The 25,086-nt window shown below is 42.7% G+C and carries 21 protein-coding genes; 16 read left to right on the forward strand and 5 right to left on the reverse strand.

The annotated features are described in order from the left end of the window. Window positions 1–34: 34 nt before the first annotated feature. From HMPREF1536_RS15395 to HMPREF1536_RS15445, 11 genes are all read left to right on the forward strand, one after another. Window positions 35–2,128 carry a beta-galactosidase gene (locus HMPREF1536_RS15395; RefSeq protein WP_028726137.1) on the forward strand — a complete coding sequence of 698 codons (2,094 nt, stop codon included), beginning with the start codon at window positions 35–37 and terminating at the stop codon, window positions 2,126–2,128. 161 nt (window positions 2,129–2,289) lie between these two features. Then, on the forward strand, window positions 2,290–4,809 hold the full coding sequence (locus HMPREF1536_RS15400; RefSeq protein ID WP_028726138.1) for a DNA translocase FtsK: 2,520 nt from the start codon (window positions 2,290–2,292) through the stop codon (window positions 4,807–4,809). Between the two features lie 24 nt (window positions 4,810–4,833). Further along, on the forward strand, window positions 4,834–5,508 hold the full coding sequence (locus HMPREF1536_RS15405) for an outer membrane lipoprotein periplasmic chaperone LolA1 (protein WP_028726139.1): 675 nt from the start codon (window positions 4,834–4,836) through the stop codon (window positions 5,506–5,508). A 31-nt stretch (window positions 5,509–5,539) separates the two neighbouring features. Further along, on the forward strand, window positions 5,540–6,493 hold the full coding sequence (gene trxB / locus HMPREF1536_RS15410) for a thioredoxin-disulfide reductase (RefSeq protein ID WP_028726140.1): 954 nt from the start codon (window positions 5,540–5,542) through the stop codon (window positions 6,491–6,493). A 42-nt stretch (window positions 6,494–6,535) separates the two neighbouring features. Beyond that, the gene (locus HMPREF1536_RS15415) at window positions 6,536–8,014 is read left to right on the forward strand and encodes a glycoside hydrolase family 10-like protein (RefSeq protein WP_028726141.1); all 1,479 of its coding nucleotides are present in this window, start codon (window positions 6,536–6,538) and stop codon (window positions 8,012–8,014) included. Window positions 8,015–8,061: 47 nt separating this feature from the next. Further along, window positions 8,062–8,499 (forward strand): hypothetical protein, encoded by a 438-nt coding sequence (locus tag HMPREF1536_RS15420; RefSeq protein ID WP_028726142.1) that lies wholly within the window; start codon window positions 8,062–8,064, stop codon window positions 8,497–8,499. 155 nt (window positions 8,500–8,654) lie between these two features. Continuing rightward, on the forward strand, window positions 8,655–10,865 hold the full coding sequence (locus HMPREF1536_RS15425; RefSeq protein WP_028726143.1) for a TonB-dependent receptor: 2,211 nt from the start codon (window positions 8,655–8,657) through the stop codon (window positions 10,863–10,865). A 41-nt stretch (window positions 10,866–10,906) separates the two neighbouring features. After that, the gene (locus HMPREF1536_RS15430; protein ID WP_028726144.1) at window positions 10,907–11,239 is read left to right on the forward strand and encodes a cation transporter; all 333 of its coding nucleotides are present in this window, start codon (window positions 10,907–10,909) and stop codon (window positions 11,237–11,239) included. Between the two features lie 187 nt (window positions 11,240–11,426). Further along, window positions 11,427–11,954, forward strand: coding sequence for an RNA polymerase sigma factor (locus tag HMPREF1536_RS15435; protein ID WP_028726145.1), 528 nt, complete (start codon window positions 11,427–11,429; stop codon window positions 11,952–11,954). Between the two features lie 9 nt (window positions 11,955–11,963). Then, window positions 11,964–13,229: a porin family protein gene (locus HMPREF1536_RS15440; protein ID WP_028726146.1), complete on the forward strand. Its 1,266-nt coding sequence runs from the start codon at window positions 11,964–11,966 to the stop codon at window positions 13,227–13,229. Between the two features lie 42 nt (window positions 13,230–13,271). Further along, on the forward strand, window positions 13,272–14,024 hold the full coding sequence (locus HMPREF1536_RS15445) for a BFO_2992 family lipoprotein (RefSeq protein ID WP_028726147.1): 753 nt from the start codon (window positions 13,272–13,274) through the stop codon (window positions 14,022–14,024). A 111-nt stretch (window positions 14,025–14,135) separates the two neighbouring features. Here HMPREF1536_RS15445 and trxA read toward each other — a convergent pair whose 3' ends face one another. Continuing rightward, window positions 14,136–14,438: a thioredoxin gene (gene trxA, locus HMPREF1536_RS15450; protein WP_028726148.1), complete on the reverse strand. Its 303-nt coding sequence runs from the start codon at window positions 14,436–14,438 to the stop codon at window positions 14,136–14,138. A 799-nt stretch (window positions 14,439–15,237) separates the two neighbouring features. Continuing rightward, window positions 15,238–15,852: a hypothetical protein gene (locus HMPREF1536_RS15455; protein ID WP_044191284.1), complete on the reverse strand. Its 615-nt coding sequence runs from the start codon at window positions 15,850–15,852 to the stop codon at window positions 15,238–15,240. Window positions 15,853–16,098: 246 nt separating this feature from the next. On the opposite strand from HMPREF1536_RS15455, the gene HMPREF1536_RS26675 reads away from it, so the two are divergent. Beyond that, the gene (locus tag HMPREF1536_RS26675; protein WP_081693244.1) at window positions 16,099–16,950 is read left to right on the forward strand and encodes a helix-turn-helix domain-containing protein; all 852 of its coding nucleotides are present in this window, start codon (window positions 16,099–16,101) and stop codon (window positions 16,948–16,950) included. 94 nt (window positions 16,951–17,044) lie between these two features. After that, window positions 17,045–17,998: a nitrilase family protein gene (locus HMPREF1536_RS15465; protein WP_028726150.1), complete on the forward strand. Its 954-nt coding sequence runs from the start codon at window positions 17,045–17,047 to the stop codon at window positions 17,996–17,998. Window positions 17,999–18,006: 8 nt separating this feature from the next. On the opposite strand, the gene HMPREF1536_RS15470 is transcribed toward HMPREF1536_RS15465, so the two are convergent. Genes HMPREF1536_RS15470 through HMPREF1536_RS15480 form a run of 3 tightly spaced genes read right to left on the reverse strand, consistent with a single transcriptional unit; the run spans window position 18,007 to window position 22,214 of the window. Beyond that, window positions 18,007–18,711: a LytR/AlgR family response regulator transcription factor gene (locus tag HMPREF1536_RS15470; RefSeq protein ID WP_028726151.1), complete on the reverse strand. Its 705-nt coding sequence runs from the start codon at window positions 18,709–18,711 to the stop codon at window positions 18,007–18,009. A gap of 1 nt (window position 18,712) precedes the next feature. Beyond that, entirely contained in the window at window positions 18,713–19,750 is a 1,038-nt protein-coding gene (locus HMPREF1536_RS15475; RefSeq protein WP_028726152.1) for a sensor histidine kinase, read from the reverse strand. Window positions 19,751–19,763: 13 nt separating this feature from the next. Further along, window positions 19,764–22,214, reverse strand: coding sequence for an outer membrane beta-barrel protein (locus tag HMPREF1536_RS15480; protein WP_028726153.1), 2,451 nt, complete (start codon window positions 22,212–22,214; stop codon window positions 19,764–19,766). Window positions 22,215–22,360: 146 nt separating this feature from the next. Here HMPREF1536_RS15480 and HMPREF1536_RS15485 point away from each other — a divergent pair, with 146 nt between their 5' ends. The 3 genes from HMPREF1536_RS15485 to HMPREF1536_RS15495 all read left to right on the forward strand — a co-directional run bounded on the left by HMPREF1536_RS15485 (window position 22,361) and on the right by HMPREF1536_RS15495 (window position 25,025). Next, window positions 22,361–23,113 (forward strand): GNAT family N-acetyltransferase, encoded by a 753-nt coding sequence (locus tag HMPREF1536_RS15485; RefSeq protein WP_028726154.1) that lies wholly within the window; start codon window positions 22,361–22,363, stop codon window positions 23,111–23,113. Between the two features lie 111 nt (window positions 23,114–23,224). After that, a complete protein-coding gene (locus HMPREF1536_RS15490) occupies window positions 23,225–23,788 on the forward strand; it encodes a Crp/Fnr family transcriptional regulator (RefSeq protein WP_028726155.1) in 564 nt (187 codons plus the stop codon). Window positions 23,789–23,870: 82 nt separating this feature from the next. Then, the gene (locus HMPREF1536_RS15495) at window positions 23,871–25,025 is read left to right on the forward strand and encodes an acyltransferase (RefSeq protein ID WP_028726156.1); all 1,155 of its coding nucleotides are present in this window, start codon (window positions 23,871–23,873) and stop codon (window positions 25,023–25,025) included. The last annotated feature ends 61 nt before the right edge of the window (window positions 25,026–25,086 follow it).

The following is a 25,086-nucleotide window of genomic DNA, read 5'->3' on the forward strand; positions in this document are numbered from 1 at the left end:
TTTATAAAGGAGTTGAATATGTAATTAATGAAAAATGAAAAAACTGATTTTATTATTATCTCTGTGTTTGTGTTGGCGGGTTTATGCCCAATCACCGGTTGAAATATCTTTTCCTAAAGAGAATATGTTTGCTTTAGGTTCCTATTATTATCCGGAGCAATGGGATTCTTCCCAGTGGGAGAGAGATCTGAAAAAAATGTCGGAAATAGGAATCCGGTTTACCCATTTTGCTGAATTTGCCTGGGGAACACTGGAACCGGAAGAAGGTATATACGATTTTGAATGGTTGGATCGTGCAGTTGCCTTGGCAGGAAAATATGGATTAAAAGTGATAATGTGTACACCGAGTCCGACACCTCCGGTTTGGCTGTCGAAAAAATATCCGGATATTCTTATCCGGAGGGATAATGGAGTAAATATTCAACACGGACGTCGGCAGCATGCATCATGGAGTAGCGAACGTTATTGTGATTTTGTGAAAAATATAGTCACGAAGCTGGCGGAACGTTATGGTAAAAATCCGACAGTTATAGGTTGGCAAATCGATAATGAGCCGGGACACTATGGTTTAGTCGATTATAGCGAGAATGCTCAACAGAAATTTCGTCTTTGGCTCCGTCGGAAGTATAAAACCATAGATCAGTTGAATGCAACCTGGGGGAATACTTTCTGGAGTGAAAGCTACCAGCATTTTGACCAGATCCGTTTACCGAATCAACAGGAATTGCCGGAGAAACCGAATCCGCATGCCATGCTTGATATGAATCGGTTTATGGCAGACGAGTTAGCCGGATTTGTTAATATGCAAGCGGATGTTTTACATAAAAATATTAGTGAAAAACAATGGATAACGACCAATTTGATACCGGTCTTTAATCCTGTGGATCCTGTGCGGATGGACCATTTGGACTTTACGACTTATACACGTTATTTAGTAACAGGCCATAAAAAGGGAATAGGAAAACTGGGATTTCGGCTGGGAATTCCGGAAGATATCGGTTTTCCGAATGATCAGTTCCGAAATTTTGCTGGGAAAACATTTGGAGTTATGGAATTACAACCGGGGCAGGTGAATTGGGGCGTTTACAATCCTCAACCTATGCCGGGGGCTGTTCGTATGTGGATATATCATGTATTTGCCGGAGGAGGAAAATTCGTATGTAATTATCGTTTCAGGCAACCGTTGAAAGGAAGCGAACAGTATCATTACGGAATGGTCATGACAGACGGGGTTACCTTATCTCCCGGAGGTGAAGAGTATCGGCAGGTGGCTGGAGAAATGGAGCAGTTACGAATGGCTTATGATCCGGATAGCGAAATGCCGGAATATTTGGCGGCACGTCGCATCGGAATGCTTTTCGATATGAATAATTATTGGGAAACAGATTTCCAGAAACAAACGGATCAATGGAACACGATGTCGCATATTCATAAATATTATAACCTGTTGAAAACCTTCGCTGCCCCTGTCGATATTATATCCGAGAAAGAAGACTTTTCCCGTTATCCTTTTTTAATCGCACCGGCTTATCAATTACTGGACAGCATGTTGGTGGAGCGATGGGTGAAATATGCAGAACAGGGAGGACATTTGATTTTGACTTGCCGTACGGGACAAAAAGATCGGAATGGTAAACTCTGGGAGGCTCCTTTGGCTGCACCTGTTCATTTTTTAGCCGGAATAGACAACCTGTTTTATGATCATTTGCCTGAAAGTCTGCAAGGCGGGGTGAATTTCGGTACGGAAAAGTACGATTGGAACAATTGGGCTGATGTTATCACGCCGAAAAAGGGGACGGAAGTGTGGGCTACTTATGCAGATCAGTTTTATAAAGGATCGGCTTCTGTTGTTCACCATAAGCTGGGAAAGGGAACTGTTACTTATATTGGAACAGATACGGATGACGGAAAGTTGGAAAAGGATGTGATGCGCCGTGTCTACGAAGAAGCGAAGGTGACTGTCGATGACCTTCCCTATGGGGTTGTGAAAGAATGGCGCGATGGATTTTATGTGGCTTTGAATTACACTTCGATTACTCAAAATATAGCAATCCCTTCTCGTGCTAAAATATTAATAGGTAGTAGGGTGTTGGAGCCGGCAGGTGTTGTGGTATGGAAAGAGGATTAGCGGATTGGATATATAAATCGTTGAATTTAGCGAAAAGTATTAAACCGGAATAAAAGATTTTTTTTGCGTGGCAGTTTGGAGAAATCCCGTATATTTGCATGTTATAAAATAAGGAGAGGGTGGATAAATCTCTTTTTACTTAAATATATACGAGGATTTATATGGCAAAGAAAGCAACTACAACAAAACAAAATAATAATAATGAACCGGGTAAGTTTGCAATGATGAAGATGTTCTTCACCAACGAACGTACCCGTTTTATTACCGGACTGGTAATTGCGATTATCACGATTTATATAGGACTGTCCCTGATCTCTTTCTTCTTTACGGGAGGAGCCGATCAGAGTAAGATCGAGAATGTTCCGCTGTCGGATCTTCTGACAAACAGGGGATCGGTGGAGAACTGGACGGGAGTACGAGGTGCATTCCTGGCCGACTTGTTGATGAACCGTTGGTTCGGTATCTCTTCTTTTATGATTCTGTTCTTCCTGGGATCGGTCGGGGCAAAGTTGATGAACCTGCGCAAGGTCTCCCTGCTGAAGCGTTTCCTGTTCAGTGCCGCCATGTTGGTCTGGGGATCGTTATTCTTTGCGTTTGTTTTTATCACCGGATATGAAGATACCTTTATTTATTTAGGGGGACAGCACGGATATTATCTGTCTGAAATGATGATTACCAATATCGGCATTCCAGGGACAATTCTGTTGCTGGCCGGAGTTTTTCTGATTATTGCCATCTTCTCCAGTAAGCAAACAATACCGTTCCTGCAAAAGCTGCTTTCTTTCGGTTGGTTGAAGGAACGTCTCAAGAGAGAAAAGAAAGAAGAGACGGATGAAGTTGACTCGGAAGAAGAAGATGTGTCTGAGCATATTATCACAGATCAGCCGGATGAACGGCCGGAAACGGATGAGTTCGTTTTTGATACGGCAAAAGAAATGGAGTCTGCCGACGAGGAGGAAAGCTATCGTAAACCTGAACCCCGTACTGAAACCTATTCGAATGTATCAGCTGACGATACATTTGAGGTAACAGTACCCCAGGAGGAAGAAGCATACGATGTTCCGGATGCAGGGAATCAACCCGATGATCCGGAAGACCTTCCGGGAGATCCCCGCTTTACAGTGGAAGTCCCTTCCGGTGACGATGAGGTTTACGATGCATCTTCATTAGGTGAGTACGACCCCAAACTGGATCTGTCTAATTTCCGTATGCCTCCGATCGAGCTGTTGAAGAAATATGATGTTAGCGATCATCAGGTCGATATGGAAGAACAGATGGCCAACCAGAAACGTATCAAGCAGACGCTGGAAAGTTTCGGTATCAGCATTGCTTCTATCAAGGCGACAGTCGGGCCAACCATTACGTTATATGAAGTTGTTCCGGATACCGGTGTCCGTATCTCAAAGATCAAGAACCTGGAAGATGATATTGCCTTGAACCTGTCGGCATTGGGTATCCGTATCATTGCACCGATGCCGGGTAAGGGAACGATTGGTATTGAAGTGCCGAACAAAGATCCGCAGATCGTATCCATGCAGTCGGTGGTCGTTTCTCGTAAATTCCAGGAGTCCAAATACGATTTGCCGGTTGTGTTGGGTAAGACTATTACCAACGAGATCTTTATGTTCGACCTGTGTAAGATGCCTCACCTGCTGGTGGCTGGTGCTACCGGACAAGGTAAATCAGTCGGCCTGAATGCGGTTATTACATCTTTATTATATAGAAAGCATCCGTCGGAACTGAAGTTTGTGCTGGTCGACCCGAAAATGGTTGAGTTCGGCATCTATTCCGACCTGGAACGTCATTACCTGGCGAAACTGCCGGATGCGGATAAGGCTGTAATTACAGACTGCACGAAGGTTATCATGACGCTTAACTCTGTTTGTAAGGAAATGGACGACCGTTACGAGTTGCTGATGAAAGCACACGTGCGTAACATTAAAGAGTATAATGCCAAATTTGTCTCCCGCCATCTGAATCCGGAGAAGGGACATAAGTTCATGCCGTTCATCGTCGTTATCATCGATGAGTTCGGCGACCTGATCATGCAGGCCGGCAAAGAGATCGAAACGCCGATTGCCCGTATTGCCCAGAAGGCGCGTGCCGTCGGTATCCATATGATCATCGCTACACAGCGTCCGTCTACCAATATCATTACCGGTATTATCAAGGCGAACTTCCCGGCCCGTATGGCATTCCGCGTGATGCAGATGGTCGACTCGCGTACGATCTTGGATGCTCCGGGAGCTAACCAGCTGATCGGTCGTGGTGACTTGCTGTTCTCGCAGGGGGGCGATACGAATCGTGTACAATGTGCCTTTGTGGATACTCCGGAAGTGGAACAGATCGTGAATTATATTTCCGGTCAGGCCGGATATGCAACCGCCTTCCTGTTGCCTGAATATGTGGGAGAGGGTGGAGATGACAAAGCACCGGGTGCTGTCGACCTCTCGGATCGTGACCCGCTGTTCGATGAAGCCGCCCGCTTGATCGTTATCCAGCAACAGGGCTCGACTTCGCTTATCCAGCGTAAGTTCGCCATCGGTTACAACCGTGCCGGACGTTTGATGGATCAGTTGGAAGCAGCCGGAATCGTAGGACCGTTTGAAGGAAGTAAGGCGCGTCAGGTATTGATCCAGGATGAGTACAATCTGGAGCAACTGCTGAATTCCCTGAAATAATGTATTAACCAGCAAATGTTATTTATGGAAAGAGAAAAGAAAATTAGAATATGGCGGGGGATTGCTTTTGTGGGTCTTCTGTTATGTCTCCTTTTTGGTGTCAGAGTGATTAGCAGGGCGCAAAATCCGGTGTCTATTCTCGACAAGGCGGCTTTCGCTTATGAGAATTCAAATGGTATTTCGGCTTCTTTTGCATTAAATACCCGTTCGGATGTGCAGAAGGTATCGGAAAGTTTTGAGGGGACGATTCATATGAAAGGGGATAAGTTCACCCTGGTGACACCTGATATGACAACCTGGTTTGACGGAACGACACAGTGGAGTTATGTGGAACGTAACGACGAAGTGAACGTAAGCACTCCTACCGGGGAAGAATTGCAGTTGACCAATCCGGCTATACTGCTGCGTATGTATAAGAAAGGATTTACAGCCAAATATATCGGTGAAAGTACCGCAGCCAATGGTAAATCGGCTTATGACATCGAACTGACGCCAAAGAAAAAAGGGGATATCATCCGTGTGGAGTTACAGATAGAAAAGTTCTCCAATTTCCCGGCTACGATCAAGGTCGAAGCAAAAAACGGGATCAGTAACACGGTTCATATCAGTAAGTTGAAGACTGGTGTAAACCAACCGGATGATTTTTTTGTTTTCAAAGAGAGCGATTACCCGGATGCCGAGATCATCGATCTTCGTTAATAGTCTATTATTAATATTCAAATATAAAAGTATGAGCGATTCAATGAATGAAAAGGTTCGTTGCCTGATTATAGGTTCCGGCCCTGCAGGATATACAGCAGCAATCTATGCTTCACGTGCTAATTTGTCTCCCGTATTGTATGAAGGCATTCAGCCAGGGGGACAGTTGACTACTACTACGGAGGTTGAAAACTTCCCGGGTTATCCGGAAGGCATCACTGGCCCGGAGTTGATGGAAGACCTGAAACAGCAGGCATTGCGTTTCGGTGCTGATATCCGTTTCGGGATTGCTACTGAAACCGATCTTTCTGCCGCCCCTTATAAGGTGACGATCGACGGAGAAAAAGTGATTGAGACAGAAGCTTTGATCATCGCAACCGGTGCGACCGCTAAATATCTGGGTATTCCTGACGAACAGAAATATGCAGGAATGGGTGTTTCCGCCTGTGCTACCTGCGACGGTTTCTTCTACCGTAAGAAAGTGGTTGCTGTTGTAGGCGGTGGAGATACGGCTTGTGAAGAAGCTGTTTATCTGGCCGGACTGGCAAAGCAGGTGTATCTGATTGTCCGTAAACCTTTCTTGCGTGCATCGAAAGTTATGCAGGAACGCGTATTCAATACGCCGAACATTATGGTTTTGTTTGAGCACAATACGATCGGCCTGTTTGGTGAAAACGGCGTGGAAGGTGCCCACCTGGTAAAACGCATGGGTGAAGCGGACGAAGAAAAAGTAGACATCGCTATCGATGGTTTCTTCCTGGCTATCGGACACAAACCGAACTCGGATATCTTCAAACCGTGGATCGATACGGACGAAGTAGGATACATCAAGACCGTACCCGGAACACCGCGTACAAAAGTACCCGGAGTTTTTGCCGCAGGCGACGTTGCTGATCCGCATTACCGTCAGGCCATTACAGCTGCCGGAACAGGTTGCCAGGCCGCTATTGAAGCAGAGAGATATTTATCTGAAATTGGTAAATAACGAAAATATACTACCTTTGCGCCACTAAATAAATAAGTGGAAATGAGAAAGTATTGCCTGTTATTTCTGGTACTTTTACTGCTTCAGACAATAGGAGCGGTTGAATCTCCGAAGCACGAGATCCGTGCTGTCTGGCTTACTACCGTCTATGGTCTGGACTGGCCTAAAAAGCCGGCTACAACAGAGGCGGGAAGGAAAGCCCAGCAACAGGATTTATGCAATATACTGGATCGGTTGGCCGATGCGAATTTCAATACCGTCTTTTTGCAGGTGCGTCTGCGGGGGGATGTTATTTACCGTTCGGCGATAGAACCGGCCGCTAAAACTTTCTCAGGTAAATATGGAACAATGCCCGGATATGATCCGTTGGCTTTTGCGATAGAAGAATGTCACAAACGGGGGATGGAATGCCATGCCTGGTTTGTGACATTTCCTGTTGGTACGGAGAAGGCTGTGAAGGAACAAGGCAAACTGTCCGTCGTCAAACGCCATCCGAAGTTATGCAAACGCCATAATGGGGAATGGTATCTCGATCCGGGAGTGCCGGAGACTGCCGATTACATTCTGTCGTTGGTGAAAGAGCTGGTTAACGGCTATGATATCGACGGTATCCAGTTTGATTATATCCGTTATCCGGAGCAGGCAAAGAGCTTTCCGGATAAAGCGGTTCATAATAAATATGGTAAATCGCAGAAGTTGCCGGACTGGCGGCGCGAGAACATCAACAAGATGGTGTACCGTATCTATGACTGGGTAAAACAGGCAAAGCCCTGGGTGCAGGTCAGCAGTTCGCCGCTGGGTAAATATAACCGTATCGAACGGGTTCCCAATGCCGGCTGGACGGCCTACGAAAGTGTTTTCCAGGATCCGAAGATGTGGATGCAAAAAGGAAAACAGGATATGATCGTCCCCATGATGTATTATCTGCATGACAACTTTTTCCCGTTTGTAGACAATTGGGTGGAGAATTGTAACGGTCGTCTGGTTGTACCCGGCTTGGGTGCTTACCGTATGGAAAAGAATGAAGCGGACTGGACTGTGAACGACATTACCGACCAGATAGATTACAGCCGTTATTATGGCGGGGCGGGTTGTACTTTTTTCCGTTGTGAGAATGTATTGGATAATACGAAAGGACTTTATGAAGAGTTGAGAGACAACTACTACAAATATCCCGCCCAGTTATTACCGCTCACCTGGCTAAGCGACAAGATTCCGGCTGCTCCGGCGGAGATCCGTGTGGAAAAGGTGGATAACGAGTTGAAACTGTCCTGGCAAAAGCCGGCAGCGGAGCAGGAAGACCTGACATATACCCTCTATTATTCGTTGACGGACTCTATCGATACGGCATCGGCCAAATCTATTCTGGCTACCGGAGTGAGGGACACGGTACTTTATCTTCCGGTTGCTCCGAATGAAGAGAGAGGTTACACTTTCAGTGTCTCTGCTTCCACCCGCTACCATATCGAGAGTGCCGTATCTCCTGAAACATATTATTATCTCTCCCAATTTCCTAAATAATATTAATGCATAGGAGTGGTGCAACGAAAGCACTATCTTTGTGTCGGATGAAAAATACTGTGACATATCTGTTTATCGTTTTTCTGGCGACTCTAATCTTCTATGGAGGTGCCGGAGTAAACTTAATTACCTATTGTTGTGGCGATTGCCGCACAGAAGGTGTTGCCGTATTGTTGAATGATAATTGTTGCGAAGTGCACGAACATAGCTGTTGCGATGCGGTAGGCGAAGCTACTGCCTGTAATTCCGGCTGTTGCGAAGACGATTGCTGTGGTTTGGAGCGCATCAGTTTCGACTGGAGCAGTTCCGCTAATCCGGTAGTTGAATTACAACCGGCAGTGATCGACCTTTTGTCGTTCGCTTCTCCGTTGGCATCATTGCTTCCTATTCCTTCCATAAAAGAATATACTGCGCAGGATCAGGACGGGCCACCTGTTGTCTGTCCGCGTATTTACCTGAACCTGCTTACTACACTTTTGATTTAGTAGACCGAAACTACTCCGGCCTGTATCCGCTATGGAAACAGGATAGTAGTGTCAGCCCCATTCATACTATCGTGCTGGTAGTGTTAGCATACTAGTGCTGATAGGGGTAGGACTATAGTGCTAATCGAATACTTATTGAATCAAAGTGTAAAGTAATGTTGAAACAACTCTATCTTATTCTATTAATAACCTTCTTCGCCATTTCTGCCCGGGCGGATGAAGTAAAAGGGCATGTGTTTGATGATAATAACCAGCCGGTTATCGGTGCCAATGTGTACTGGGAAGGAACCCAGCAGGGGACAACGACCGATGTGGATGGCGCTTTCAAGTTGAAAACAAGAAAAAGTACGAATAACCTGGTCGTTAGTTATATCGGCTATACCACTTTTGTGATGCCGGTGACTAACCCTGATGAACCGTTGCGAATCACTTTGAAAGGGGAAGTCGCCCTCGAAGAAGTCGTGATCAGCGAACGTAAAATGGGAACGATCGCTTCCCGTACCAGCGTATTGCAGACGCAAAAGATTACCTATGATGAAATATGCCGTGCCGCCTGTTGTAACCTGGCCGAGAGTTTTGAGACGAACCCGTCTGTCGACGTGTCGTATGCCGATGCGGCTACCGGAGCCCGCCAGATCAAACTGTTGGGGCTGGCAGGAACCTATGTCCAGATGTTGACGGAGAATTATCCGAACTTCCGCGGAGCAGCGTCTTTGTACGGACTGGACTATGTGCCCGGTGCCTGGATGGAAAGTATACAGGTGTCTAAAGGTACCTCTTCTGTTAAGAACGGATATGAAGCCCTTGCCGGACAGATCAATGTGGAGTTCAAGAAACCACCTACGGCGGATATTTTCTCAGTGAACCTGTTCGGTAGCGATGCCGGGCGTTATGAAGGGAATGCGGATGCTTCGTGGCATATCAACGATAAGGTATCGACCGGCTTGCTGGTTCATTATTCCAATGATAAGAAGCAGCATGACGGCAACGACGACGGTTTTCTGGATACTCCGCTAAAGGAACAGGTCAACCTGATGAACCGCTGGTATCATAAACTGGATAATTATGTGGCGCAGTACGGAGCACGTTATCTGCATGAAAACCGTACCGGTGGCCAGGCTACCAAACACCATGATTTCGCTGATCCGTATCAGGTGCATCTGGAAACGAACCGTGCGGAACTGTATACCAAACAGGCTTATATCATCGATAAGGAAAAAGTGGAGAGCGTGGCGCTGATCCTTTCCGGCTCTTACCATGAACAAAAGTCCATGTACGACCGTACGCCCTACAATGTTTATCAGAATAATGTGTATGCCAGTTTGTTGTATGAAAAAGAGTTTTCTCCGGCACACAGCCTGAGCACCGGATTGAGTATGAATTATGACGGTTTCAATGAAAACCTTTTACAGGCAGGAACGCGTAAGGTGTTCGACCGTACGGAAGTTGTCCCCGGTGCCTATGTGCAGTACACTTACAATCTGAATGATAAGCTGATCGTTCTGGGAGGTATCCGTGCCGATTACAGCTCTTTATACGATTTCTTTGTTACGCCCCGCGTACATATTAAATATAATCCGTTCGACTGGTTCCATGTCCGTGCTTCGGCAGGGAAAGGTTTCCGTACGGCCAATATCCTGGCAGAAAACAACTTCCTGTTGTCGAGTAGCCGTAAAATGAATATTGCCGAAAACCTGGATCAGGAGGAGGCGTGGAATACAGGATTGAACCTGTCGTTCTATATCCCTTTGTTCGGAAAAGAATTATCTTTGAACGGGGAATGGTATTACACCAATTTCCTGAAGCAGGTGGTTGTCGATATGGATAGTGATCCGCATGCTGTGGGCTTCTATAATCTGGATGGAAAATCGTATTCCAACAGTTTCCAGGTGGAAGCGACTTACCCTTTCTTCCGTGGATTTACCCTGACTGCGGCTTATCGTTACACGGATGCCAAAACGGATTACCGGAATGCGGAAGGAGTGACCCGGCGGCTGAAGAAACCGTTGGTCAGCGACTATAAAGCGCTGGCAACGGCCTCTTATCAGACTCCGTTGAAGAAGTGGCAGTTCGACCTGACCGGACAGTTTAACGGAGGAGGACGTATGCCGACTCCGGATGCGACGAATCCGCTGTGGGAACCGAACTTTAATGCTTATACGGTTGTCAATGCACAGATCACCCGGTATTTCCGCCGTTGGTCTATCTATATCGGAGCCGAGAACCTGTTCGATTACAAGCAGTCTCACCCGATCATCGATGCGGAAAACCCGCGGGGGGATAACTTCGATGGCTCGATGGTTTGGGGCCCTGTTCACGGACGAAAGATATATGCCGGCTTACGTTTTAACATCAGCCGCGATTAAAAATAACAGATAAATTATTTACCAATTAATACAAATACATTATGAAACAGTTAGTAGTAGCATTGATTTGTGCCGTATTTACGCTTTCTACGGCCTATGCACAGGATGCAAAGAAGAAAAAGGACACGGTAACTTTCTTCGTGGAAGAAATGGAATGTGCCAATTGCCAGAAAAAGGTAGAAAAGAATATTGCTTTCGAGAAAGGGGTGACCGATCTGAAGTGCGATCTGAAAACTCGTACGGTAAACGTAACCTATAAGACAGATAAAACTTCCAAGACCAAATTGGCTTCAGCCTTTAAAAAGATTGGAATGGAAGCAGTGCCTGTCGACGACGGTGCCGGCTGCCCGGTCGATCCTGCGAAAAAAAAGTAAGCAGTCTATATCCGTTAACACGGAAATTCGTTAGAACATCTTATCTTTGCAAAGCATACCTGTATGGGGCGGATCTATGTGTCCGCCTCTTTTATGAAAAAAAGTTCATGAAACATGCAGCGTTTTGTACGAGAATAACATCATAATATTTGTACGGCCTCGTAAGAGGTGAGAAGGCACACACTGAATGGACGAGACACAACTAATAGAAGGTTGTAGGAAGGGGGACAGGCTGGCTCAGAAAGAGCTTTACGAGAGGTATTCCCGCAAAATGATGGGGGTTTGTCTGCGTTATGTGAACGACAGGGAGACTGCCCGAGATTTGTTGCAGGATGGTTTTGTAAAGGTTTTTACCAGTATGGACTCTTATTCGGGAGCTGGTTCATTCGAGGGGTGGATGCGGAAGATCTTTGTAAATTGTGCATTGGAGTATTTGCGTAAATCAGATGTATTGCGCGAATCGACCGACCTGGATAATACGGCGGAGCTGATCCAGCCCGACAGTTCGGTCATTTCAAGTATGTCGGCAGCGGAGCTGATGCAGTTGGTACAAGAGTTGCCAACCGGTTTCCGTACGGTATTCAACTTGTTCGCAATAGAAGGATATTCCCATAAGGAGATCAGTGAGATGTTGAATATTACGGAAAGTACGTCACGTTCACAGTTTACGCGCGCCAAACAGATGTTACAAAAGAGGATTAACGCTTTGTATTGAAAGGAGAAAATGGAAAAGGAAAGAGATACATTTGATGATATGTTCCGCTTGAAATTGCAAGATTTTGAGGTGGATACGATGCCGGGGGATTGGGAGGCTATTGCCGATCGTTTACCGGTAAAAGCACCGGTACCTTTCCGTCGAACGCTTCGCTACTGGGCTGCTGCGGCAGTTATTTCATTATTGATGATAACAGGAGGCGTTTATATGTTTAAGTCGGAGAAGGAAGTGGCTCCGATCGCAGAGAAGATAGAGAAAGAGACTAAAAAGGTGGAGACTGAGCTGGCTAAAGAGGCTGAAGCTCCCGTCGCACCGGTAGAGCCGATAAAGGAAAAAGTAACTGCATCACCGATAGCCGTAGTGCAACAGCCGGCTAAAGTGCAGTCAACATATAAGGCGGCCGTAAAGGTTGCCGATACTGAACCTGCCATTATTTCTTCAGATGATGATTTGGAGGAGCAAGCAGAAGTAATAATACATCCGGATGAAGAACCTGTAGTGGTTGAAAAAGAAGAAGTTGCACAGGATCATCCGGAAGTGGGTTCTGCTACTACCCGGTCGTTGATAGCAGATGCTGCTCCGGTGGGTAAAAAAGAAAAAGAAGTGTCTCCGCGTAAATGGGGATTCGGTATGGGAGGTGGTAGTGTGACAGCGGGTACAAATAACTCGTTGAATACATACGCACTGAAAAATACGATGATGACAGATCAGGAGTTATTATTCCTCAATGCTGCTAACTTTGAGAATAATACATATCCGAAGACAAACATACATCATAAGACACCGATATCAGTGGGCTTTTCTGTAAGCCGTTATCTGAATAACCGGTTTGCCTTGTTGATGGGGTTGAATTATACGTTTTTGTCTTCTACCTGGGATGTGGATGCCCCGATATATTATAATAAGACAGCACAAAAGCTTCATTTTATCGGTATTCCGGTTTCTTTGTCCTATAAGATTGCTGAATGGAATCGTTTCCAGGTGTATGCCGCAGCAGGTGCCATGACAGAAGTGAATGTGTCGGGTAAGTTGATTACAGAGAAATATTCAGGTAAAGAGTTATATGGAAAAGAGAGCGAACATATCCGTATGAAAGAGTGGATGTGGTCTGTCAATGCCCGTGCAGGTGTAAGCTATCCATTGCTTCGCTTTGTAAGTCTTTATGCGGAAGCGGGTGTCGACTATTACTTTGACAATGGAAGTACGATTGAAACCGTACGTTCCGAAAAACCATTTAATGTAAGTCTTCAGGCCGGATTCCGCCTGGGTTTCTAAATAAACAAATACTAATAACATAAAAAAAAAAGAACAGAAAAAATGAAGAAACTTAAGTTTTTAGGTGCGGTAGCTATGGCTACAGTTTTGTTGACCTCTTGCTTGGATGGGGGAAATAATGAAAGTTCATACGAAGCATATGCTGTAGTGAAGATGTCTACTAAATCTTTCAAAAATCTGGCATATGAGAGTGATTATTCAGTACCTATTTATCATCCTCAATTGGATAATTTGTCTGAGGGGCAATGTATTTATGCCTGGAAAAAAATAAATGGTGATGATCCGGTTAATCAGTCTGCTACTGAATATTATACGGCATCTGAATTTCAATATAGAAAAGTTTCTACAGGAGATGTTGCTCCTTATTTAGATGATACTACTACTATTAAAAAAAATGAAATGACAATTCTTGATGCAGGGGTTGGTGGATATATGAAAGGTATGCTTTTTGTTTTGTCTAGCCATCCTAATGCGTCTAGTGATCAGTCTAACCTGATGTCATTATCATTTGATAGAAATCAGGAAGTAAAGGAAATTAATGGTCAGCGTGTTTATGAAGTTTTCTTACGTGCAGTGAAGGTTACCGATGGTAAAAATAGTACGGGTAACGTGACTTTTGAGAATGCCTTTCCTATGAGTACTTTCTTTAGTTATGCAACAGCTCAGGAAAAGAGTGAAAATAAGACGAATGTATATTTCCGATTTAACTATATAAAAGAATTTAATAAGGATACAACAGCGGCTACCTGGGCTACATCGAAGGTGCTTGATTATCCTATACCAGAAGAAAAATAAGAAATATTTAAATTGTATTTTAATGAAAAGAGAATTCCATTTTGGAGTTCTCTTTTTACATATTCTATAATATTATAGCTGTTTGTATTGTCTAGATTAAGTCTGAATGTATTAAAATATTAGGTGATTTTTTATTTCTTGCAAAAGAGCACTTTTCTCCATTACTCCAGACGTACGCCAAACAGCTTCTCCCTTTTTGAAAATAATCAATGTTGGAACAGACTGAATGCGATATTGATTGGCTACAGCTTCATTCTTATCCACATCGATTTTGAGAACACGTGCTTGTCCAACTAATTCTTTCCCTAAAGCTTCGACCGTAGGGCTCATCACTTTACAAGGCCCGCACCAAGTTGCGAAAAAGTCTACCAATACAGGTTTGTCCCCGTTTATAATATCTTTGAAAGTTTCCATATTGTTCGTATTTATGTTGGTCGTAAATTATAGTTTCTATTTTTATTTATAACAGTTACGTTGTAGTGCTTGTTCATTAATCTGAGTGATTGGAGGATATAAAATACTTTTGTCGATCAAGTGAACTTGAATTTATCAAAATGTCATTTTGTTATTATTGCTTACTGAGGATATCCTGTACGTAGGGATGTGGGAGACTGTTTATAAATATGGCAGGGAGCAGCAGTTGTTAATTGACATTTTGTAAAGAATCGGGCGTGAATTATCGAATGTTGATTGCTTGTCGGGATTGTCTCCGGAGGTAATTAGCAGAGTGGATATTTTCCGGTTCTTTCTACAATGAAAATGTCAACCCAAAAAGTGTATGTCCTGCAACGCTTCCACGATAAAAGAAGCTCTGATTTTGTTTAGAGGATGAGGTTTGAAGAGAAAAAATGAGTTATAAACCGAATTTCTCTGAATTATCCGGCAGCTGATCCCAACTACCTCGGACTTGGTTCGAATTGTCTCAGACCTAATTTGAATTACCTCGGACTTGACTGCCATTTACCTCGGAGGTAATCGCAATCAGCTCGGACTTCGTGTGAAGTTTACCCGGGAAAGGCCGAAAAACTGGCTGTTTGGTAGGATTTGTTTGAGTGTGTTGTTTTGAATAGTGCATTTTTTATCTCATATTGAATGCATTTGTTAGAAATGGTGATCTATATGTTAGTGCACTATATTATCCACACAAAAAACATTTAAGTGCTGATGCCAAACGACAATACTTCAATAGTTGTAAGTCTCTTTATAGAAACTGTCATTTTATCTCATTAATAGTATAATGTTCAGTTGATCCAGCAAAAAATTGGCCCTCCCATTTACCTTCTGCTTCATAACTGCTTGCTCCCCCTTTTTCTGTAAGAAGTGCTTTGTATGTTGCTATTATTTTTTTTATTTTAATGGTGGTATAGTAGTGTAGTTCACAGTGAGGAGCTAATGAAGTGCGATCTTCTATGGTTCTGTTAGGAGTAAGTACTGACTCTTCTGTTTGAAAAGGTGCTTGTCGTCCTCCGACTAAATATTTGAAGTTTGAAGATAATATTTCTGTCATATCAGGTATAGAAATAATAGTGGAATCATCTTCTGATAAATCAGTGAGCACTTTATCTTCAATATGGAATAGAGATGTTTCATCAATATAGCCATGAGAATGAACTGTTATCCACATAATCTCGTCTCCAGTGTTTTGGAAAATCCGTTCAGGAATTTTTATCTCGAAGAATTCTTCTCCGTCACCTTCCCGTAAAGTCCATTGGATAGAACTTAGTTCGTAACTCTTTTTCTCAATTAGTTCTTCGTCATTATCATTGCTACATGATATCAGACAAAAAACAGGCAATAATAGCAATAGCAATCCGGTTATATTCTTCATGGCCTCTATAAAATAGGTTGTGTGCAAATATATATATGATAATTGTATTACAATGAATTTTGTATTGATTTGAATGGGCTTTTAAGGTTATTTGTATTATATCATTATTATTATACGATGTTTTATTAACTTTGTATGAATATACTGTGCTGTAGCCAAATGTCGGGTAAATGTCGGGTGAAAGTTTGCTGCTTTATTTGTTGAAAGTTTGAGTTATGCATAATCTTGTCGAAAATTTGAATGAAGATGAAACAACCGGAATTAGGTAAGTACATTGCAGGGCTTCGGGAAACAAAAGGGTTAACCCAAGAGGAACTGGTAAGTAAATGTAATATTAGTGTCCGAACTTTGCAACGTATCGAGTCAGGAAAAGTAGTGCCAAGAAGTTATACATTGAGGCTAATTGCTACTGCGTTGGATTGTGACTTGTTAGCTGCTCCGGAGGTTCAGGAAGTCGGTAAAGCTGAACTCCCGGTTCATTTGTCATTCAAATCTGTTTTGAAAGATTTGTTTAACTTAAAAGTACACACAATGGCAAAATTATCAGTTTTAACAACGGTATGTCTGGCTATAGGTTTTAGTTTGTATACAGTCGGCACCAAATGTAATGCACAGCAAATGATGAAAATGAATTTTGTAACAGACAATACCGGAGGGTTTGAGATACAGCTTCCCCGCGGACTCCCCGGTTATGGAAGTTATATAAATAATGATACCGTTTTTATCAGGGCAGGGAAGGATTTGATCAAAGAGCATAAAGGATTTTTGTTTCTGAACAATGCTTTTGTTGGCCATGTACAGGAAAACGATACGATAATATTTAAAAAGGGAAACCTGTTTACTAAAAAGTCGCTTATTGTTAAGCCATATAGAATGAAAGCATCTTTGATATACAAAGATATTGTTTTCGTAACTCCCCAATCTATTAGTGGATTTACAGATGACAGTGGAGACACTTTCCAATCGGGGCCTTATACTTTCAAAGAAAGAGATAATCGAATATATCTGAACGATGTTTATCAGGGGGATGCTTTTGCCGGTGATACTGTGGTTATATCAAGATCCGGTAAGCTAAAAATTAAACGAGCTGTTTTGTAATTAACTTATTACTGAAATCGGGTTGGGGAAAAAGATAATTGTTATCTTTACGACTCTATTGAATAATATGTAAACCTAATAAATCAACATATTAATGGAATTATTGAAAATCGCTACCGTGCAGTTTGAGACACGGGATAATGACAAAGTGTATAACCTTTCCGTTATCCGGGAGATGTGTCGGAAAGCTTCGGCTGAAGGTGCGGACGTGGTGGCTTTTCACGAATGCTCGGTGTGCGGATATACGTTTGCCAAGGATTTGTCTCGTGAGGAATTGTTGGCTATTGCTGAACCGATTCCTGCAGGGGAAAGCACGCAAGCACTAATTGCTATCGCTAAAGAATTTGGTGTCACCTTGTTAGCCGGATTCTTTGAGAGAGAGGAGGATCGTATCTATAAAGCGCAAGTTTGTGTGGATGGCAATGGATTGAAAGCGAAGTACCGAAAATTGCATCCGTTTATCAATCCAAATATTTTACCGGGCGATCAATATGTATTGTTTGAGATCAAAGGGTGGAAATGTGGTATATTGATCTGCTATGATAATAATATTGTTGAGAATGTTCGTGCCACGGCTTTGTTGGGAGCGGATATTATATTTATGCCTCATGTGACGATGTGTACGCCATCTCCACGCCCCGGTGCAGGTTTGGTAGATATGAAGTTGTGGGAAAACCGAGAGATTGACCCTACGAGTTTGCGGCAGGAGTTTGATGGTTTGAAAGGTCGTGCCTGGCTGATGAAATGGCTTCCCGCCAGAGCTTACGACAATGCCGTGTATGTGGTGTTCTCCAACCCGATCGGACGTGACTATAATGAAGTTAAAAACGGTTGTTCAATGATTCTGGATCCTTTTGGTGATATATTGGCGGAATGCCGTAAGTTGGGAGATGATTTCGTAATTGCTACAGCCACCCCTGATAAATTAAAACAAGCCGGAGGTTATCGTTATCGGAATGCCCGTCGTCCGGAGCTTTATGCGGATATAATCGGTCGCCCGCATGAATCCGAGCAAAAGGTGGCGTGGTTGACAGAAACAAAAGAATGAACCTATGGTTATTTTGTAATCAACTGATTATTGATAATCGCTTTGTACACCTCTTCCCGCATCGGGCGTGATACCGGAATTTTATGTTCTCCGATAACTAACTGATTTCCTTCGATAGCCTGTATGTGGGATAGGTTTACAATGAATGAACGGTGCACCTGCATAAAGGAAGTTGCCGGAAGCGTGTCGAGTATGGATTTCAACCGGATGCTGGCTGTATCTTTGGTAGTTGGTGTATGGATGATAATGTAATTCTCCATGCTCTCAATGAAGAGTATTTCTTTGAGATAGATTTTTTTTAGCTGTTTCTCTGTTTTTATAAAGATATATATATCCTCCTCTTTTTTCGATTCGGATTCTATCATTGTATGTACTTTGTTGACAGCTTTCAGGAAGCGGGAAAAGGGGATAGGTTTCAGCAGATAATCCACTACATCGAACTCGTATCCTTTCAGGGCATATTGCTCGTAGGCTGAGGTGATGATTACATGGGGTGGATTCTGCAGATCGGCTAAAAGATCCAGTCCCGACAGATGAGGCATTTCGATGTCGAGGAAAAGCAAGTCTGCATGAACAGTCTTGAGCATGTTATTGAGTTGTACCGCATCCTCGCATTCTCCGGCTATTGTCAGAAAATCAACTTTGTTGATATATCGCTTCAAACCTTTCCGGGCGATAGGTTCATCGTCTGTTATAATGCATTTTATTTCCATATTATTCTGATAAATCGATGAATAAATTAACGGTGAAATAAGTTCCGTCGTTTGTAATATCTAATCGGTGCTTACCGGGATAAAGTAGATTCAATCTTTTTCTGAGGTTCTCGATACCTATACCGGATTTTTCTTTTTTGTCAGTGTCAGGTATAATGGTGTTTCTAGCCATAAAATGAACAGTTGAATCTTTTTGTTGCATTTGAACTTGTATCAGGTAATCTCCTCCTACATATTTAAAGGCATTTTCCAATAAAGGCTGAAATAGTAGCGGATGTATTTTTTGATCTTTCAGATTCATATCGAAAGATGATTCAAATTTCAGTCGTTCCGTCATACGGAGCAGCTGAAATTGTATATAAGTTTGTAAGTAATCGACTTCCTGTTTGATCGTCACTTTCGTATTTATATCGTATAGTTGGTAACGGAGCAGGTCGGAAAGCAGTTCGATCGATTCGATAGCAGCCTCATTTTCTTCATCGATCTGAAAATAGACAGTATTCAGGGCATTAAATAGAAAATGCGGATGATACTGTGATCGTAATAGTTTCAGTTCTGCATCCAGTTGATCGACTTTTAATTTCTCCAACTGGATGATCTTTTCTGTGTAATGCTTGTTTAGGATTGTATTTCTGATCGAAGTATAATAAAAAAGGAATATGGGTAGGGCTGTGGCATTGATCAGTAAGGCTTCTCCCCAGCGGTAAGTCGTCTCATTAATGAAAATAATTATTACGTACAGACTGATATTGAGTGTGACAATGATAAACAGGATCACCCAGAAATATTCTATTATTTTCGGAAGAAGTTTGTTTTCTTTATTTCTGTCGAAGAAAATAGTGGCCAGGCTATTGAAGAACAGGGAGGCCAGGATAATATTTATCATTATGAGGGCGAGAGCCTTTATGCGGTCGAACCAGGCTGATGCACCTAGTTCCCACATACGTACTCCATAGGCCATGTCCGTGACAATCCACAAGCAGCAGATTGCCAGCATGGTCATAAGCAACGGACTCAGGATGTTGTATTTTATTTTCATAACTGATTTCAAACTATAAATTTATTCTTTTACTTTGATCTATGCTTGTATCGCGGCTACTTTTTTTAGATTGTTTGCCTTGTTTTAAATTAATTGAGACGGAGATACCGATACAGCGATAATCGTTGAACTGTTTGGTGGATGCCTTGCCGATATTCCCGGACAGATCGAGGTCAAGATCTTGTCTGTTCGTTTGGAACAAGTCGTTGGCGTATAAACGGAGTGTGAGTTTATCATCCCAGACTTTTTTCTGTATTGCCATCGATACAGACCAGTGGGGATTGACAGTGGCTTGTCCGAATGCCATACGTCCGTTGTAAAAACCGGATATCTCGGCATTCAGCCCGGCAGGAAGTATGAACTGGTTGTTGATGCTGATAGATGGGGTGAACAGTTTCTTTTCAATGGTTTTTCCGGTATCTCTCCACTTATATAAGCTATAAAACAGGGTGGCATTAGCACTCATTCTCCACCACCTTTTTCTGATCAGGTCGCCTGCATCCAGTCGGAGCCCTATCCTTGAGTTATTTTTAAAGTTCTCCGGATAGACGACAGCGACATTGTCTTCCATTATTTCAATATTCTGCATGATGGGGGCTTGGGTATATGAGAAAAACAGGGTTGCGCGGTACATTTTCCTGTGAATATAGGCAAGTTCTATGTTATCCGTAAGTTCGGCTTTCAGGTTGGGATTGCCGGTTGAACGGGTATAATCATCCCATATATAATTAAACGGACTCAGGTCGCCATAGTTGGGACGGATGATCCTTTTATTGTATAAAAAGGAGATACTGTTGTCTGTTTCCGGAATATTATATTGCACGGTCAGGGATGGAAACAGGTGGATATAGTTGTCCGTATAGGAAGAGTCGTTCCGGTTTATGTCCGGTGAATATTGCGTTCCGCTGATACGGGTTTGTTCCAGGCGTAAACCTGCTTCCAGGCTGAATGTTCCGACCAGTCCGTTTACCTGGATATAGGCGGCATTGATATTCTCATTGTATTTATACATGTTACTCAGGCTGTTGTTGGGGAGCCATTGCCCGGTTCTTAGGTTTGCATATAATGCACTGTTATCCAGGTCTACCCAGGTGAACTTCAGTCCGGAATAGAACTTGAATTCAGCCGGTAAAGGCATACCCCAGTTGGCTTGTGCGGAATACATGCGTATGTTACTGCTCATATCGCCTTTTAATGTGTCTCTGCTTAATATCTGTTCTTCCGGGTTTCTCATTTCGTTCAACATGGAGAGCGTTTGTTTATGCTCATGCAGCAGATAATCAAATGAAAAGTCGGCTGTCTGATCCTTGTCGTTTTTGTAGTTAAGAAGAAGACCACCGGAAATAGCCCGTTGTTTGGTATAAGTCCGGCTTTGGGTATGAAGGGAAGAATCGACAGGGCTGTTGGCTTTTTGAATGTATGTATCGGTGCTGCCGGGTATGCGCTTAGTAAAAAGTGTCCCGTTGGTGGATACCTCAAAAGAGAAGTTGTCGTTTATATCGTAGTTCATTCCCAGGCGAGCCCAGTCTCCCCGGTTATGGTCTTTCATTCTTGAATTCTGGTTGATGTTCATCATGGGAGAGGATGTTGTATTTTGCAGATTGTATTCGCGGAAGATATCCAGTGTCGATTTATATTTTCCCTGGTAATGAGAATAATCGAGGAAAAGTCCTAGTTTATTCTTTTGGTAGGTCAAGCGTCCTCCGACGTTCCATTTGCCATCGGCTGATTGCTGATAGCTTGTATTAGCCTGGGCTGTCCAGCCTTCAACGGTAACCTTTTGTGTCCGGATATCGATCAGCCCTGTTTTTCCGGCAGCATCATATTTGGCGGAAGGGCTGGTAATCAGATCGATGTTTTTTATGGATGAAACAGGCATTGAGCGTAGATAATTGACCAGCTTGTCTCCGCTCAGGTAAGTACTTTTTCCATTGACCAGTACCTGAATGCCGCTCTGTCCGTTCAGGATCACACTGCCATCTTCATTTACCATTACCCCGGGGAGGCTTCTTAATGCATCCAGTACGTTACCCTGAGAGCCGAGTACCATTGCGTCCATATCGAAAGAGGTCGTTCCGGGTTTCATCGTCATCAGTTTGCGCATACCGGTTATTGTTATAGCTGAAAGTAGTTGAGCATCCTCTTCCATTATGACATAAGGAAGGGCCTGACTCTCTTTTGTTTGTATTGTAATGTATTGTTTTTTATATCCCAGCATTGAAAACTCTAACAGGTATTTATCCGGTTTCACCTTAGGAAGAACAAATACTCCGCAAGTATCTGTAATGGTTCCGCTAATATAGGTGGAGTCAATAAAACTTTTAAGTAAAATGGTAACTCCTTCCAAAGTTTCATTATTGACATCTGTCACTTTACCGGAAACTTTGATTTCTGCTTGCTGTGCATATAAAGGATAAGTCAGTAAACATAAAAGCAGTATCTGAATAATCTTTCTCGTTTTCATATTTTTTGTCGTTTAATAATCTATCGGCAAAGCTATGAGGTGGAGAAGCTGGTTTCAAATAAGATTGACGAATTGTATGTTTTTTGAGGTAAATGGTAGAATCCGTATAAATTTACTACATTTACACTTCTGAAGCGAAGATACATATGGATACTGATTTTATTAACTTAACAGCGGAGAACCTGGCAGATGAGCATTTGTGTTGCATTATCCGTACTAAAAAGCCTCATCCCGGTGTTGAGGCAAAACGTCAATGGCTTTCTGATCGACTGAGTGAAGGTCATGTCTTTAGAAAGTTAAATGAAAAAGCGACGGTTTTTATCGAGTATGCTCCTTTGGAAACAGCCTGGGTTCCCATAATAGGTGATAACTATTATTACCTCTATTGTTTATGGACTTTGGGTAATTATAAAGGAAAAGGATATGGGCGGGCACTGATGGAGTATTGTATAGTCGATGCTAAAGAAAAGGGTAAATCCGGTATCTGTATGCTCGGGGCAAAAAAACAAAAATCCTGGCTTTCTGACCAGTCGTTTGCAAAGAAGTTCGGGTTTGAGGTTGTTGATGTAACCGATAGCGGATATGAATTGCTTGCGCTTTCTTTTGACGGCACAATGCCGAAGTTCGCGCAAAATGCTAAGAAAGAAGTCATTGAAAGCAAAGAGCTGACAATTTATTATGATATGCAGTGTCCTTATATCGATCAAAAAATTGATATTGTCAGACAGTATTGTGAAATGAATGATGTTCCTGTATCTTTCATCCTGGTGGATACACTACAAAAAGCCAAGGAGCTACCTTGCGTATTCAACAACTGGGCTGTGTTTTATAAAGGACATTTTGAGACGGTGAATTTATTGCAGGATGCTGCCAGCTTAATGAGAATACTTAAGAAATAAAATTAGGATTATATATTGGAAAGAACGAAAAAATTTAAGGTGTAGCTCTGCTATAAAAATAAAATCTTATTTTTATACCTTTGTGCTATATATTAGGCAGTTATATATACTATGGACAGAATCATTAGCTCAATAAAGCAAACTTTCAATGTTAGTGAAAATGCTATCGAAAAGTTAACCTCTTGTTTGCACCCTATCAACATATCGAAAAAGACAATACTAATTGCTCCTGATAAAAAAGACACGAATGTCTATTTCATTGAAAAAGGTATCGCTCGCGCATATAATCTGGTTGAAGGCAAGGAGGTTACTTCCTGGTTTAGCAAAGAGGGTGATCTAATCTATTCGACAAATAGCTTTTACGGTAAAACCCCAGGGTACGAAAACGAAGCGGTACAAGTGCTTGAAAACTCCCTGTTCTACTATATTCCGATAGCGAAACTCGAAAACCTGTGTTCAAGTGATGCCGACATTGCAAATTGGTTGCGCATATTGCACCAAAAAGCGTTTGTCGAGATGGAAAGAAGGCTCATTTATCGCCTGTATATGTCGGCAGAGGAACGTTACAAAGATTTCGTGGAGAAAAACCCGGATCTGATTCAGCGTGTCAATTTAGGCTACATCGCTTCTTATCTTGGAATGTCACATGTCACATTGTGTGCATTAAGGAAATGAATACGTTTTCTTTAAGTAGTTAAAAAAGTCGCGAAAGGCAATTTTGTACCTTTGTGGATATTTTCACATAAGTAACAAAGATATGTCGCAAAAAACTCACTTAATCCAACCATCCAGAATCGTTTGGGTGGATGTTCTTCGATTTATCGCCATCTTTATGGTGATTTGCATTCACTGTTCCGACCCTTTTAATGTCTCAGCCGAAGCTCGTTCCAATCCAGAATTCAATTTTTGGGGGTCTCTTTACGGTTCATTTCTCCGCCCTTGTGTTCCGTTGTTTGTTATGATTACAGGATTGTTGCTATTACCCGTGAATCTATCCATAGGTGACTTCTACAAAAAACGGCTTTTTAGAATTGCAGTGCCTTTTCTGATATGGTCTGTCTTGTACAATCTTTTCCCGTGGGTAACCGGTCTGTTGGGATTGTCACCGACGATTATCTCGGATGTATTTGCGTATGCTTCATCCGATGCCTCACAATCATTCAGTGACGCGATGAAAAACATTGCGCTCATCCCATTTCAATTTAATGTCTACACCGTGCCGATGTGGTATTTGTATATGCTCATCGGGCTCTATTTGTATATGCCCTTCTTCTCGGCTTGGGTCGAGAAAGCGACTGTTTCGCAAAAAAAGATATTCCTTTCCATTTGGGCGGTTACTCTCTTTATGCCTTATGCTTACACTTTCTTTTCGCACGAGCTATTCGGGCTTAGTGCGTGGAATACATTTGGGACATTCTACTACTTTGCAGGATTTAACGGCTATTTGCTGCTAGGGTATTATCTGACAAAAGACGTGAAGCCATGGAGCTGGAGTAAAACAATTGCGGTTGCGCTCACCTTATTTGCCATAGGTTATGTAGTCACTTATATCGGCTTCAAATTTATGACTGCGAATCCCGACTGTACGGAGCAGGAGATGGAGCTTTTCTTTTTGTACTGTTCCCCTAATGTGGCACTGATGACTGTTGCGCTGTTTCTATTGGTTCGTCAAGTGAAATTCAGCTCCGCAAAATATATAGCCCTATTTGCGAATATCACCAAATGCGGACTCGGAATTTATTTGGTACATTATTTTGTTGTCGGGCTTGGTTATGCTATTGCCAATGCGTTATCCATACCCGTTTCGATAAAGATACCGGTAACGGCAGTCATGGTATTTGCTATATCGTGGGCGTTTGTCGCACTTTTCTACCGACTGATTCCTAAGGCTTCAAAATGGATATTCGGATAATAAAGAAACAGTGCCATTGTTGGCACTGTTTCTTTATTATAATGTCTGCTCTATATCCAGA

Source organism: Parabacteroides gordonii MS-1 = DSM 23371 (assembly GCF_000969825.1).
In the GTDB taxonomy this organism is placed as follows: domain Bacteria; phylum Bacteroidota; class Bacteroidia; order Bacteroidales; family Tannerellaceae; genus Parabacteroides; species Parabacteroides gordonii.